Here is a 14,334-nt window from a genome sequence, read left to right as displayed (position 1 = left end):
GAATCAGCCGGCGATTCGGAAGCCCGTCTCGCCGACGCGGACCGGACGGTCCTCGTGGCGGGCCTGCGCGATGCGGCCTTGCATCGTGCGTGCGAGCGCGTCCAGGAACGCTTGGACGTCGCCGGGCTGGCCCTGGGCCTCGAGCCAGACGGTGCCGTCGGGCTCGTTGCGCACCAGGCCGGTGACCGGTCGCGGCTCGGCGATGGAGCGGGCGGTCGCTCGAAAGCCCACGCCCTGCACCGTGCCGAGATAGCGGACCGCCGTCCGGATCGCCATGATGGACAGCGTATCCATTCGATCGCCCGCGATCCCGGTCGATTGCAATCGGGGCGCGCGTTTGCGCGAGATCTCGGGCGTACCGTCACACCAGAACGCCGAGCAACGGAGTGCCATGAGCGATCGGGCGGACATCGAGCGGGTGCTGGCGGCCACCGACATCGTGCGGGTCGTCCGCGAGCGCGTGGAGCTGCGCGAGAAGGGCCGCGAGTGGGTGGGGCTGTGCCCGTTCCACGACGATCGCTCGCCGTCGATGTTCGTCTCGCCCGCGAAGCAGATCTTCAAGTGCTTCGCGTGCGGCGCGGGTGGCGACGCCCTGTCGTTTGTTCAGAAGTACGACGGCGTGGAGTTCCCGCAGGCCCTGGAGCACCTGGCCGAGGTCGCGGGCGTCGAGCTCACGGTGAAGGGGCGGCGGGCGCCCTCGGGGCCCGGCCGCAGCGAGCGCGCCAGCGCTTTCGAGGCCAACGCGATGGCGCAGGAGTACTTCCGCCGGTCGCTGGTCGACCCCAAGGGCGGCAGGGCGGCCCGTGCGATGATTGAGCGGCGAGGCATCTCGCCCGAGATGGTGGAAGCCTTCGGCATCGGGGCGGCGCCCGAGGGCTGGGACGGGCTGGTGCAGGCCGTGCTGCGGGCCAAGCGGCCGGTCGAGGCGTTCGCGGCGGCGCAGCTCGTGAAGGCCCGCGACCAGGGCGGGGGGCACTACGACGTCTTCCGCAACCGATTGATGTTCCCCATCCACGATCAGGGCGGGCGCGTGATCGCGTTCGGCGGGCGGCGGCTGAGCGAGGACGACCCGGCCAAGTACCTCAACAGCCCCGAGAGCCCGGTGTTCAAGAAGTCGGGCGTGCTGTATGGGCTCTGGAAGGCCAACGCCGGCATCCGACAGGCCGGCTTCTGCATCGTGACCGAGGGCTACACCGACACCATCGCGTGCCACCAAGCCGGCTTCACCAATACGGTCGCGACGCTGGGCACGGCCTTCACCGCCGAGCACGCGTCGCTGCTCCGGCGGCTGTGCAACCGCGTGGTGCTGCTGTTCGACGGCGACGAGGCGGGGCTGACGGCGGCGGACCGGGCCGTCGGCGTGCTGTTCGCCGAGCCGCTGGACGTTCAGATCGCGATCCTCGGGCAGGGCGAGAACGCGAAGGATCCCGACGAGCTGCTGAAGCAAGAGGGCGGCCAGGAGCGGTTTGCTGCCATGGTGCGCTCGGCGGGCGACCTGCTGTCGTTCCGGTTCGAGCGGCTCAAGGCTCGGCTAGCCGGTCAGGGGCGCTCCGCGCTGCTCAAGGGCGTGGAAGATGAGGTTCGGTGGCTGGGCGAGCACGGGCTGCGGCAGATCGAGCCGGCGCGGCAGGACCAGATCCTCGCGCAGCTCGGCAACCTGAGCGGGCTCGATCAGTATCGTCTGCGGGAGCTGGCCCTGAGCGCACCGCGGCGTGCTCGCGGCGCGGTCGAGGGGGCGCGCGAGGGCGGCCAGCCGGCGTCGCTGGCGGCCGCCGATCGATTGGTTGGCGTCGTGTTGCTCGAGCCGAAGGCGTGGGGGCTGCTCAGTGAGGACGACGCCATCATGCTGCGTGACGCCGTCTCGGGCGGGCCGAGCGAGCCGGTGGCGGCGGCGGTCGATCACCTGGCGGCCGAGGGCGAATCGATCACGATGGCGGTCCTCCGGGGCGAGCTTCCCGAGGATGCGTTCGAGTGGGCCAGCACGCTGGTGGCTTGGGCCGAGCGTCAGGCTGTCGTTCAGGGCGGTGCGAGCGGCAGCGGGGACCATGGGGCGGGCCTGCGTGACCTGGTCGCCGGGCTCATGCGGCAGGTTTTGGGCCGACAGACCAGCCAGGAGGTCGACCCGTTCGAGCGGATCCGGGCCCGTCGAGAGCAACTGGCACGCTTCCAGCATGACCCTGGACGCATTGCGAGGCCGTCGTAGCGGGTTCTCGGGCTTCCATCGGGGCCCGACGGCGTGCGGGCATGTGGGCGGCATCCAGGTTGGCCGAATAGAGTTTGATCGGGCGGTGGCAAGGTCGGGGCGGGCGGGGCAGGGCCCTGCCATGAGCGAGGGAGGATGGGGCCGACCGGGTCCGGACGTGCGATGAGCGGATTGCCTCCTTCCATAACCGGGATGCTGGAGACCGCGGCCACCCGGCGCTGGTTGAGCTTCGAGGAGATCAACGAGGCGGCTCCGGACGACTGGGTGGAGCCTCGTTCGCTGCACGTGCTGCTGGCCCGCATCGACGACCTTGGCGTGGAGCTGCTCGATGAGCCCAGCTATCGCGCCCGCACGCGGCACGCCAAGGGCACGGGCGATCGCAAGAGCGAGCGTCGGGATGCCGCCCCCCTCGTCGCTCCCGCGAGCGAAGAGTCGACCGACCCGATCGTGGCCGATCGCTCGGTCGAGGACCCGATCCGCAGCTACCTGGCGCAGATGGGCTCGATCCCGCTGCTGACGCGGGAGGGCGAGACGCGGCTTGCCAAGAAGATCGAGCTTACGCGGATCATGTTCCGCCGGCGCTGCCTGCAGAGCGACTACGTGGCGGCCCAGGCGGTCGACCTGCTGCGTCAGGTGCAGTCTCGCAAGCTGCCGTTCGATCGCACGCTGCGGGTTTCGACGATCACGCCCGAGGCCAAGGAGCGGCTCGCGCGGCGGCTGCCGTCGAGCCTGCCGACCATCGAGGCGATGCTGTCGCGCAATCGGCTGGAATGGTCCCGGGCCGAGCACGTGTACCGCGAGGGCCGGGGCGATGACGGCCGGCTGACACCGCGAGCGGTGCAGGAACTCGCGGCGATCGAGCGTTCGTTGGCGGCGCGGCGTCGGCGGGTATCGGCGCTCATCGAAGAACTCGAGCTGCGGACGAGCCGGCTGGTCCCGATCCTGCGGAAGCTGCGGGCGATCTCCGCGAAGATGCGCGAGATCGAGGCGTTGCTGGCTGAACACCACGAGGGCAACGGCTCCTCGGCCTCGTTCGACGAAGACGATCGCCAGGTCATGCGCGAAGAGCTCGAGGGCCTGCGCGGCCTGGTGCTCGAGACGCCCGAGGCGCTCGCGCGGCGCGTGGCGGAGCTCAACTGCGTGTTCTGGGAGTACGAGCAGGCCAAGCGTGATCTGTCGGGGGCCAATCTGCGGCTGGTGGTGTCGATCGCCAAGAAGTACCGCAACCGCGGGCTCGGATTCCTGGACGTGATCCAGGAGGGCAACACCGGGTTGTTGCGCGCGGTCGACAAGTACGAGTACAAGCGTGGCTACAAGTTCAGCACGTACGCGACGTGGTGGATCCGCCAGGCCATCACGCGGGCGCTGGCCGATCATGCGCGCACGATCCGGCTGCCGGTGCACATGATCGACACGATGAGCAAGATCCGTGCGATCCAGCGGCGGCACATCCAGGAGCACGGGCAGGAGCCAACGGACGAGCAGATCGCCGACGCGGCCGGGTGCACGCCCGCCGAGGTGCGCAAGGTGATGAACCTGTCGCGGAGCCCGGCTTCGCTCGACAAGCAGGTGGGCGACGACGACGGCTCGATGATGGAAGTACTGGAGGACGCGCGGCACGGCGAGCCGTCCGACGGCATGGTCCAGGAGATGCTCCGCGAGAAGCTCGAGCAGGTGCTGCGGACGCTGAGCTATCGCGAGCGTGAGATCATCAAGCTTCGGTACGGCATCGGCGACGGGTACACGTACACGCTCGAGGAAGTGGGTCGCATCTTCAAGGTGACCCGCGAACGCGTGCGGCAGGTGGAGACCAAGGCGCTGCGGAAGCTGCAGCACCCGCTGCGGTCACGCCGGCTCGAGGGATTCGTCGACCGGGCGTGAGGCCTTCTGGGCAATGACTTCTTCGTAGATCGATTGCACCTCGTCCAGGTGGGCGGGGTAGCTGGTCAGGTGCGGCGTGATGTCGTGGATGGTCCTGGCGCTGGGGATGGCGACCTGGCCGCGCACGAGGCTGGTGACGTGGTCGGCGAGCGACTGGGCGTCGCCCGAGGGGAAGAGCAGGCCATTGGTGGCGCCGCCCGCCTCGACGATCCACTCGGGCGGGCCGCCCAGGCGGCTGGTGACGACGAGCTTGCCGGCGTGCAGGTGCTCGAGCAGGACGAGCGGCGAGTTTTCCATCCAGATGTGGGGGAGCAGGCCGACGTCGTACTCGGCGACGGACGCGGCGCGCTGCATGAGGTCGTAGGCGCCGGCGAACTGGACCTGCGGGTAGCCGCTGAGCAGCTTGCGGAAGGCCCAGTCTCCGCCCGAGGCGCGGACGTGGAACATGCACCGGCGGCGGACGTCGGCGGGTAGCAGCCCGATCGCGTCGGCAAGCACGCGCAGGCCCTTGTTCGGGCGCACGGTGCCGAAGAAGGCCAGGCGCAGCGGGCGGCTCGCGTCGGGCGTCCAGGGAGATTGGTCGTAGCCGGGCAGCGCGATGGCGGCTCGGTGCATGCGATCGAAGTGGGGCTGGCCCAGGCGGACGGTGCGTCGTCGCTCGGGGTCGAGGCCCATCGATTCGTGCACGCGGCCCAGGAAGTCGCTGGGCGGCGTGACCAGGCTGGCGGCGTTGAGGGCGGCGATGCCGTCTTGGCGTCGCCGGCCGTAGTCGTTGAGCACGGTCAGGTGCAGGTCGCGATTGGCGAGCATGCGCTCGTTGGTATCCTCGGGGAGGATGGGGGCGGGCTTGGGCAGCTCGCGCGGCTCGGCGTGCAGGCCGTAGGTGCTGTCCTCGCCCTCGGCATTCTGCGCCGACTCGACGGCGCCGTTGTCGTAGCCGAGGTGGCGGAGCTCGTCGACGGGCGTGGGCTCTGTCCCGCCCACGCGTCGTGCGTGGGCGATGGACTTGGCCGAGGCGCGCGCGTGGCCGGTGATTGCCTGGCCGACGAGGCCCTGGGCGGCCTGGCCCAGGCGTCGCTTGAGGCGGCGCTTCGCGGGATGCGGGGCCTCGAGGCAGTTCGCGCAGCGGTTGCCGCCGTCGTAGTCGAGGCAGACCTCGTGCTCGCGGTGGAGCAGGTCGACCTGCGGGCAGACGCAGGCGTAGTTGTGCGTGGTGGCGACGACGGGGATGCCGGCAGCCTCGATGGCGGGGATGAAGTCGAGGCTCAGTCCCTCGAGCGTGTGGACGTGCGCGACGTCGGCGTTGATGTTCGTAAGCCAGTTCAGTACGAGCCGGGTCGTGCGATCGCAACGACGTTCGGTGTTCACGTTGCGCAGGTTGATGGCCGAGGGCGCGAGGTTGGGGCTGTTGACCAGCTCGAAGTTGCGGATGCCCTTCCAGGGGGCGATCTCTCGGACGTAGGGCCCCGGGCGGAGGTCGTAGCGCAGTCCCGAGCCCAGGTAGTGCACGTGGTGGCCGAGCCGCGCCAGGCCGATGGCAAGTTCGGAGGCGTTGAGGTTGTAGCCCGAGCCCTCTTCGGCCTGGCGGCTGAGGGTTGCCCAGCCCATGAGCGCGATGGTGCGGGGCGGATCGGCCTGTGGCGGGTGGGCGACGGTCATCCGAAGGGGGCCGATGGCGCTTGGGGCGCGTTACGAAGGACGTACCACGCGGCGCGCGCGGCGGTGGTCGACCAACGCGCCAGGAACGCGACGCGCGACGGGATGCGGTCGTGCTCGGCCTGGCATCGCTCGGGGTCGCGATGGTCGACGTGCAGCGTGACGGCGCAGCGGGCGAGCGGGAAGTCGTTGGTGTTATTGAGCACGACGCACGCGTCGGGTGGGTTGGTCAGGAAGGGGAGCTGCCGGGAGATGCGAGAGCGCGTGGTGGGGGCGTAGGTCACGTCGCCGGCGCCGGCGTCGTGGCGCACGATGGTGACGAAGATGGGGCATCGCGACGCGAGTCGGTCGCGGAGGGATGCCTTGATCGTGCGTGCCAGCTCGACCTGGTCATCGGTCATGCACAGGAAGGCGAGTCGCGCGTCGGGGCGGTCGAGGTGCAGGCGCGCGATGGCGTCGGCGATCGGCTCGTGCGGTGGCTCGGCGGCGTCGAGCCGGCCGGCGCGGTTGGTGATGGCGTCGAGCGCGGTGCGGCGGAGGATCTCGGCGTGGAATCGGCGGCGGCGCAGGCTGGCGGCGAGGCTGGCGCGGAGGACCGAGACCATCCAACGGGCGGTGCTGGCGCGTAGAGCGGCACCGGCCAGGCCCTTGCGCATCGTCCAGATGGCGTTGCGCTGGGCGTAGTAGAGGCGCGTGGGCGTGAGCTTCTGGAACCAGGGGGTGTGATAGACGACCGCGTCGAGGTCGCACACGACCCTGTAGCCCGCGCGGCCGACGCGGAGGCACCAGTCGGCGTCGTCGCAGTAGATGAAGTAGCGGCTGTCCCAGTAGCCGACCTCTTGAACGACGCTGCGGCGTGCGAGCATGCTGCAGGCCGAGACGACGTCGACCTCGCGAACGCCCGAGAATCGGTGGTCGCCGCGGCTGTTGCCGACGTCGGAGATCCAGTCGTTGTGCGCGGCTTCGAGGCGGTGGCCGGCGTGGGGCGTCTCGGCCATGCGGCCCTGGTGGGGGTCGTAGTAGATCGTGGTCTCGTAGGTCGTGCGGCGGTCGGCGATGTCGACGGCCCGCGAGCCGACGAGGCCGGCGTGCGGGTCTTCTTCGGCGGTACGCAGGAGCGAGGCAAGGGCGTGCGCGTCGGCGACGGCGTCGTCGTCGAGCAGCCAGAGGAAGTCGATGCTCGCGTCCTTGGCGAGGACCTGGTCGACGGCCTGGAAGCCCGTGTTGAAGCCGCCGGTGCCGCCGAGGTTGGCGGCGTTGCGCACGAGCGTAATGCTTGCCAGGCCGACGGTGTTCGAGTCGTCGGTGTATTGGATGTCGAAGGCGGGCTCGTGGGCGCTCTCGGTCTCGTTGCGGACGAGGCGCTCGGGGCGGAGCCAAGCGGCCAGGGCATCGGTGGTGCCATCGGTCGAGGCGTTGTCGACGACGACGAGGTGGATGGCGCTCGGGTCGACGCCTCGCTGTGCGAGGACGGACTCGATGGCGCGGCGGACCTCCCTTGCGCGATTCCAGGTGACCATGATGACGGCGGCGCCCGGGATCGCAGCGGAGGAGGCGGGCGCGGCGGCAGCGTGCTGGCGATCGTGTGCCTGAGAAGATGCGTGGGCGTGTTGGGTCAACGTCTGGTGGTGGGTCTGGAAGGCGGTGGGGGTTGGAGTCGGCCGTGGTTCGGGTCGGGCCGTTGCGGTCACGATACGCCTCTCGCGTAAACCGGCTCCATTTCCAACGCGTGGGCGGCCATCGTCTTGGGGGGGCGGACGTTCGATCGCAGGCGGGCGACGAGGGTTGGGTCTTGCACGCAGCGGGCGATGGCGGCGGCCAGGGCGAAGCGGTCGTTGCCGGTGAACAGCAGGCCGTTCACCTCGTGGCGGACGAAATCCGGGATGCCGCCGGCCTGGGCGCCGATGATGGGCAGCCCGCTGGCCTGCATCTCCATGACGGTCTGGGGGCCGTTGTCCCACCACACGCTGGGGACGACGCCGACGTCCTGGCCGCCGCACATCCAGGGCAGGTCTTGCGGGCCGTACTCATAGCCGAATCGCAGGGACGCGAGGCGGGGCTCGAGGCGGCGGAAGCGGTACTCGATGGACTTTCCGCCCGCGGCAAAGACCGAGAGCGCGACGTGGCGGAGCACGTCGGGCGTGGTCATCTCGAGCGCGTCGGCGAGCATCGACAGGCCCTTATACCAGTGGTTGACGCCGACGAAGACGAGACGCAGCGGTCGCGAATCAAAGGTTGGGCGCGGCGGCGGGTCGAAGGCGAGCTCGGCGTTGTGTTCGCGCAGGTGGTTGGCGATGGTGCCGATGGTGATGGTCTCGACGCGTGCGGGCTCGACGCCGTGTGCAATGAACTTGCCGGCGACGAAGCTGGAGACGGCGTGGACGGCGTCGCATCGGTTGAGCTGGTCGATGAATGCGGCGCGTCGAGTTGCGTAGTCGGTGGTCTCGCCTGCGACCGTTGGCTCGGCGCGCGGGACGTTGTCGAAGGGTTGCCACGTGGCGTCTTCGGGGATGCACCAGCGGCGGGGCTCGTGCCACGAGCGGAGCAGGGCGCTCGTGCCGCGTGGGTCGTCGGCGGGGTCGATCGCCCGGGGTCGATCGTCGAGATCGGCGGGCAGCACGGGGAGCGAGACCTTTGGTGCGGGCGCGGGGTTGGCGTCGAAGGGGGGCGGTTCGTCGGGATGGGCCTCGGCCCTGCGAGCGCGCTCCTTCTCGGGGTCGGGTGCGGGCACGCAGCCCTCGCAGGCGCGTCCACCCTCGTAGTTGGTGCAGATCGTGCGGTGGCCCTGCATCAGGTAGACCTGCGGGCAGAGGGCGTGGTAGTTGTGCAGGCTGTAGACGACGCGGCAGCCGTGGCGACGGGCGACGTCGAGGCAGCCCAGGCTGAAGCCCTCGAGGGACTGGACGTGGATGACGTCCGGCTTGGCGTGCTTCAAGACTTGCTCGAACGCGCGCTCGAGCTCGGGCGAGGCGACCTCGGCCATCGGCTCGTTGAATTGCAGCAGGCTCGGCGCGAGGACGGGGCTGTTGACGATCTCGTAGACGCCGATGCCGAACCAGTCGGGGTGTCGCTTGGCGGTGCAGGGGCCGGGCTTGCCGGGCTTGCTGCGTTTCGCGGGCGTGTAGGTGGTGCCGCTTGCGATGGTGGTGACGTCGTGCCCGCGGGTGGTCAGTTCGAGGGCGAGGGCCTGCATGTAGCCGGCGATGCCGCCCTTGCGGGCGCCGTGGAAGACCAGCGGCCAGTTGAGCATGCAGATGCGCACGGGCGAGGGTAGGTGCGCGTTCGTGGAATGCTCAGGCGGCGGGGGCGGGGCCGCGTGCATCGCGCCGTACGGTCTGGCGGCGGACGAGGCGGATGAGCAGCGTGAGGGTGCAGGCCATCATGAGCAGCACGAGGCCGCCGACGACGAGGCCGACCCGGACGGTGGCTTCGTCGAAGCCGCCCAGGCCGAACAGGCCGTCGGGCATCGCGGGCATGGTGCTGGGCTCGACCCACGCGGCGAAGAAGGCCGGGTGGGTGTCGGGGTGCTGGCCTTGCTTGAGGCGAGTCGTGATGTAGGCGGTGCGGGCGGCGTGCCAGGCGTCGGCCTCGGCGCGGGCTTCCTCATAGAACGCCTCGACGGGGTCGGTGTTGGAGAGGTTGGTGTGGGCGGCATCCAGGGCTTCGAACGATTCGGCTTGTGCGTCGGGATGCAGGCTGCGGCCGCCGTCCCGAGCGATCTCTTCGGCTCGGAGCCAGGCCAAGGCGCCGAGCGAGCTTTCGCCCAGGCCCTGCAGCGCGCCGCCGAGCGTGAAGAAGATATCGAAGCTGTTCCAGCCGTTACCCAGCGAGACGAGGCCGGCAAAGCCCTCGGCAGCGTCGTCGTAGCCCTTGTCCGTAAGCCGGTGCAAGGGGAACCGACCTTCGTAGGCGTTCAAGTCCGGATCGATTTCGAGGATCGAGACGTGCGAGGTATCGAATTCGTAGCGGGACGGCGGTTCGAGGATCCAGTCGATGGCCATGAGCTGATATCGCTCGCGGCCGAAGTGGGCGTCGGGGTTGAGGGTGATGGCCTGATCGATCAGGTCGCGGGCGCGCTCGACGTCGGCCATGTTTGATCGGTCGGCGCCGGTGGCGAGCCAGCGGTGGACGTGGAAGGTGCCCAGGTTGGCGAGGTAGCGGTACTCGTGGTCGGTCTTGGTGCCGGATTCTGGCGCAACGTCGAGCGCGGCGCGCTTCCTTGCCATCCACGCAATGGCCTCGTCGTACCGGCCGAGGCGATCGCATGCGACGCCTGCGTCGTCGTAGGCGGCGAGGTCTGTGGGATCGGCGGCCACGTCCGCGGCGGCCCGTTCGAGGCGCATCTCGTAGTAGAGCGGTGGGAAGCGGTCGAAGCGGCCGACGATCGTCTCGACCATGCCCGGCGCACCGGCGGCCTCGGCACGGAGCGTGTCGCGGTCCCAGAGGCAGCCGTTGCTCGTCGAGCCGCCAATCAGGAAGAGTGCGGCGGCCGTGGCGAGGGCGAGTGCGAAGGTGAGAGCCGTGCGTGCCATGCTTCTCTGTACGAACGACTGCTCGCGCGGTTCTCGTGTGTCGGGGCGTGTATCGTTGGGATCCCATCGGAACAACCACGATGCCCACGCTGCTCTCCGCACGCAACCTGACCAAGACGTACCCGTCAAAGACGCTCTTCGAGGGCGTGTCGGTGCACGTGGAGGACGGCGAGCGGATCGGGCTCATCGGGCCCAACGGTGGGGGCAAGTCGACGCTCATGAAGATCCTGGCCGGGAGCGTGGAGCCCGACGCCGGCGAGGTGGTGCGGCGGCGGGGCTTGCGGGCGGCCTACGTCGACCAGGACGACCGATTCGCGGAGGGCGCGACGCCGTTGTCGGTCGTGCGCGGTGGGCTGGCGAGCGATGACGGCCATGAGACCGATGCCATCACCGACCTGACAACGCGCGCCTCGATCGCGCTCACGAAGCTGGGATTCGAGGACTTGCAGCAGCCGGTCGCGACGCTCTCGGGTGGATGGCGGAAGCGGCTGTCGATCGCGCGCGTACTCGCCGGCGAGCCCGAGTTGTTGTTGCTCGACGAGCCGACGAACCACCTCGACCTCGAGGGCGTGCTATGGCTCGAAGGATTCGTACGGGCCTCGTCCATCGCGATGGTGTTCGTGACGCACGATCGGCGCTTCCTCGAGAACACGGCCACGCGCATCATCGAGTTGTCGGCCGCGTATCCGGGCGGGGCGTTCGAGGCCGAGGGCAACTACAGCACCTTCGTCCGGCGGAAGGACGCGTTTCTTGAGGCCCAGGCGGCGGCGCAGTCGGCCATCGCGGGCAAGGTACGGCGCGATACGGCCTGGCTGCTGCAGGGCGTCAAGGGCCGGGGCACGCGGAACAAGAGCCAGGTGACGGCTGCGGCCGAGCGACGAAGAGAGCTCAAGGACACGGCCGAGCGCAACGCCGCACCGACCAAGACGACGCAGATCGCCTTCGACGCGACCGAGCGGAAGACCAACAAGCTCCTGGCCTTGCACGGCGTCTCGAAGATGCTCGGCGAGAAGCGGCTGTTCGAGGGGCTGGATTTGACGCTGACCCCGGGCCAGCGCGTCGGCCTGATGGGCGTCAACGGCTCGGGTAAGACGACGCTGATGCGGCTCATGTCGGGCGATATGGAGCCCGACTCGGGCACGATCAAGCGTGCGGACGAGTTGAAGGTCGTCACGTTCAGCCAGCACCGCGAAGCGCTCGGCCAGGACCAGAGCCTGCGAGAGGCTCTGCGGCCGGTGGGCGACTTCGTGCATTACCAGGGCTCGAGGGTGCACATCACGGGGTGGGCCAAGCGGTTACTGTTCGAGCCCGAGCAATTGCCGATGAGGATCAAAGACCTGTCGGGCGGCGAGCAGGCGCGGGTGCTGATCGCGAACCTGATGCTCATGCCGGCGGACGTGCTGTTGCTGGACGAGCCCACGAACGACCTGGACATCCCTTCGCTGGAGGTGCTCGAGCGGGCGTTGATGGAGTTCCCGGGCGCGATCGTGCTGGTGAGCCACGACCGCTTCCTGCTGGAGCGCATCGCGACCGAGTACGTTGCGCTGGACGGCGAGGGCGGTGCGAAGTGGTTCGCGTCGATGGAGCAGTGGCAGGCGGCGGTGCTCAAGGCCGAGCAGTCGACGCTGCCACCAGACACGCCCAAGCCCGCGGCGGCCCAGCCAAAGAAGCCCAGCGCGCCCAAACCCGGCAAGCTGTCGTACAAGCTCCAGCGCGAGTACGACGGGATGGAGGAAGCGATCCTCGAGGCCGAGGCCGAGCTGGAGGAACTGCAGGCCAAGGCGGACGACCCGGCTCTGGCGGGCGACCATGCTCGGGCGGCGAAGGCGTACGAAGAACTCGGCGCCGGCCAGCAGCGCGTGCAGGCGCTGTACGCGCGGTGGGCCGAGCTCGATGCCATGCGGGGTGGGTGAAAGAACAGGCCGCCAGCGCAATGGATCGCGCGGGCGGCCGTGCGGATTGCTCGTGTGCAGCGGGGCTACTCGATGGTGTGGTTGCCGCCGGTCGTGGTGACGGTGATCGTCGTGACGTTGGTGGCCGTGACGGTGATCTTGTTCTTGACCGAGTCGTAGCTGGCAGTGACGCCGGGCAGGCCGTTGAGCCAGTCGGCCAGGTCGCTGCTGGTATCCGATTCGCTCGTGTCGCCCTTGTATGTTGCCTTGCGGGTGTGCGTGGTCTTCGAGCCGTCGGGATTGGTCATGACGACGACGACCTTCTGGGTGTCGCCGCGTTGGGCGTTGCCACTGACCTTCCAGCAGTGCGGCACGCCGGTCTTGACCGTCTCGGTCGACAGATCGACGTCGGAGAAGATCGAGAGGGCGTCCAGCCGCATGGCGTCGGTGTTGACCTGGAAGGCCGCCAGGCTCATGTCGTCGAATACGTCGCTGACGAAGGGCGCCGGATCGATCACCTCGCCGATGGAGATCACGACGGAATCGCCGCTGCCGACGCCCTCGGTCTCGGGCAGGCGGACGCGCAGCTCGGTTGGCGAGACGTCAAGTACCTCGGCCTCGACACCGCCGCGGCCGGCGTCGTCAGCGCCGAGCATTACGCGGATCTCGTCGGCCGCGTCGCCGAAGCCCGAGCCGAAGATGGTCAGCTCTTCACCCGGCCTGGCCTCGTCGGGCTCAACGGCATCGATGGCGATGGCCGAGCCCGGGCAGCCGGCGTCGAAGGTGTTCTGGAAGCAGAGGAAGTCGAACAGGTTGAGTTCGCCCGAACCGTCGCAATCGGCGCGCAGGTCGCCGGTGTCGAAGAGGTTCTGGAAGGCCAGGAAGTCGAAGAGCGTGAGCGATCCGTCGCCGTCGAGGTCTGGGTAGCAGCCGGGCTGCTCGTAGCCGAGCACCTGGACGCCCAGGCTTAGGCCAAAGCCCAGGTCGCGGATGTCGACGGGCTCTTCGATGCCACAAGGGCCCGAGGAGAAGTAGCTGGGCGTGGGCTGGTCGAGCGTGTTGCCGCCGATGAAGAAACGCCCGCCCAGAGCGGTGCCGGGGTCGGCCGGGCTCGAGCCGTCGTCGGACTGGACCTCCATCACCAGCGTGGCGTCGGCGGGCAGGCGCGCGCTGATGGGCAGGCTGATGGTCGACAATTCCATGTCGTCGGCGGACAGGCCGGCAGCTGCGAGCAGGTCGAGGTCGTCGATGCCCGGCGCCCCGCCGTCGAGGTCGAGATAGAGCCGAACGGTGATGGCCTGGGTGCCATCGGGATGAGCTGCGGCCTCGACGGGGATGATGACCTCGGTCGTGACGAACTCGCCGGCGACGCCCAGGTCTGCCAGCGGGAGGCTGCGCCACCAGCTCGTTGGGGCGGTCGTAAAGGGCTCGCTGCCGGTGTAGGCGCACGACACGCTGGCGAAGGGTTCGATGAACGCCGGGTCGGTGGCCGGCGAGAGCAGCGTGTCGCCCGTGCGAGTTGGTGGGTCGGCCGAGATGGTGGCGGCAAGGTGGCCTTCCTTGCCGTGGGTGGTGAGCGTCTCGTTGGTGTGGTCGTTGGCCGTCAGGTGGTCGCCGTCCTCGGTGGTGTAGAGCTCGGTCTTCTGGCTGGTCTTCGTGCCCCACTCGTAGTCGTCGCCCTCGGTGCTGTTGTCGATGGTGAGCTTGATGGTGGTCTTGCCGGCGGGGATCTCGCCGTCGGGCGAGTAGACGTTGACCTTGCCGTTGCGCACGTCGACGACCCAGCCATCGAGGACCTCGCCGTCCTCGGACTTGACCTCGACCTCGAGGTTCTCGAAGTTTTCTGGAAGCGCGCCCTTGGCGAAGTGCAGGTCTCGCACCGGCGTGTCGAGTTCGCTATCACGTTCGACGGTGAAAGTCAGGCACTGCTTGTTCGTCTTGGGGACGTCGCCGGTTACCTTGGTATCCGCGAGCACCAGGGGTGCTCCAGCCATTGCCATGGCTGCGATGATGGGAATGCGGCGGAGGTAGCTGGCGTCGATCGGGCGCTGTCGCATGGTGCACCTTCCTCTCTGGATGGCGCTTCGCCGGAAAGTCGCGCGGCCTCGGCTCCGTTGCCGGCGGCCGCTTTCGCGGTCGCGCGCCGACTGGGAACCATCAGCGTGAACGA

General features: G+C 69.2%; 9 protein-coding genes. 3 read left to right on the top strand and 6 right to left on the bottom strand.

What is annotated here, in order from left to right; genetic code table 11:
• Positions 1–3 precede the first annotated feature (3 nt).
• Positions 4–276: an acylphosphatase gene (locus RIA68_06110; protein MEQ8317013.1), complete on the bottom strand. Its 273-nt coding sequence runs from the start codon at positions 274–276 to the stop codon at positions 4–6.
• Positions 277–391: 115 nt separating this feature from the next.
• On the opposite strand from RIA68_06110, the gene dnaG reads away from it, so the two are divergent.
• Both dnaG and RIA68_06100 read left to right on the top strand, forming a co-directional pair.
• Positions 392–2,203, top strand: a complete 1,812-nt coding sequence (gene dnaG, locus RIA68_06105) for a DNA primase (GenBank protein ID MEQ8317012.1) — start codon at positions 392–394, stop codon at positions 2,201–2,203.
• Between the two features lie 192 nt (positions 2,204–2,395).
• Entirely contained in the window at positions 2,396–4,084 is a 1,689-nt protein-coding gene (locus tag RIA68_06100) for a sigma-70 family RNA polymerase sigma factor (GenBank protein MEQ8317011.1), read from the top strand.
• Here the strand turns inward: RIA68_06100 and RIA68_06095 are convergent.
• The 4 genes from RIA68_06095 to RIA68_06080 all read right to left on the bottom strand — a co-directional run bounded on the left by RIA68_06095 (position 4,049) and on the right by RIA68_06080 (position 10,272).
• Entirely contained in the window at positions 4,049–5,743 is a 1,695-nt protein-coding gene (locus RIA68_06095; GenBank protein ID MEQ8317010.1) for a glycosyltransferase, read from the bottom strand. The two genes, RIA68_06100 and RIA68_06095, sit on opposite strands and share 36 nt — an antisense overlap.
• The gene (locus tag RIA68_06090) at positions 5,740–7,359 is read right to left on the bottom strand and encodes a glycosyltransferase family 2 protein (protein ID MEQ8317009.1); all 1,620 of its coding nucleotides are present in this window, start codon (positions 7,357–7,359) and stop codon (positions 5,740–5,742) included. Before RIA68_06090 ends, RIA68_06095 begins: the two co-directional genes overlap by 4 nt.
• A gap of 68 nt (positions 7,360–7,427) precedes the next feature.
• The gene (locus tag RIA68_06085; protein MEQ8317008.1) at positions 7,428–9,002 is read right to left on the bottom strand and encodes a glycosyltransferase; all 1,575 of its coding nucleotides are present in this window, start codon (positions 9,000–9,002) and stop codon (positions 7,428–7,430) included.
• A gap of 31 nt (positions 9,003–9,033) precedes the next feature.
• Positions 9,034–10,272 (bottom strand): hypothetical protein, encoded by a 1,239-nt coding sequence (locus RIA68_06080; protein MEQ8317007.1) that lies wholly within the window; start codon positions 10,270–10,272, stop codon positions 9,034–9,036.
• Positions 10,273–10,352: 80 nt separating this feature from the next.
• On the opposite strand from RIA68_06080, the gene RIA68_06075 reads away from it, so the two are divergent.
• Positions 10,353–12,185: an ABC-F family ATP-binding cassette domain-containing protein gene (locus RIA68_06075; protein ID MEQ8317006.1), complete on the top strand. Its 1,833-nt coding sequence runs from the start codon at positions 10,353–10,355 to the stop codon at positions 12,183–12,185.
• 65 nt (positions 12,186–12,250) lie between these two features.
• On the opposite strand, the gene RIA68_06070 is transcribed toward RIA68_06075, so the two are convergent.
• Positions 12,251–14,221, bottom strand: a complete 1,971-nt coding sequence (locus RIA68_06070; protein ID MEQ8317005.1) for an IPT/TIG domain-containing protein — start codon at positions 14,219–14,221, stop codon at positions 12,251–12,253.
• Positions 14,222–14,334 lie beyond the last annotated feature (113 nt).

The organism is Phycisphaerales bacterium (assembly GCA_040217175.1).
Taxonomy (GTDB): Bacteria; Planctomycetota; Phycisphaerae; order Phycisphaerales; family UBA1924; genus JAHCJI01.
The sequence above is the reverse complement of the archived record's forward strand: the minus strand, read 5'-3'. Positions and strand labels throughout refer to the sequence as shown.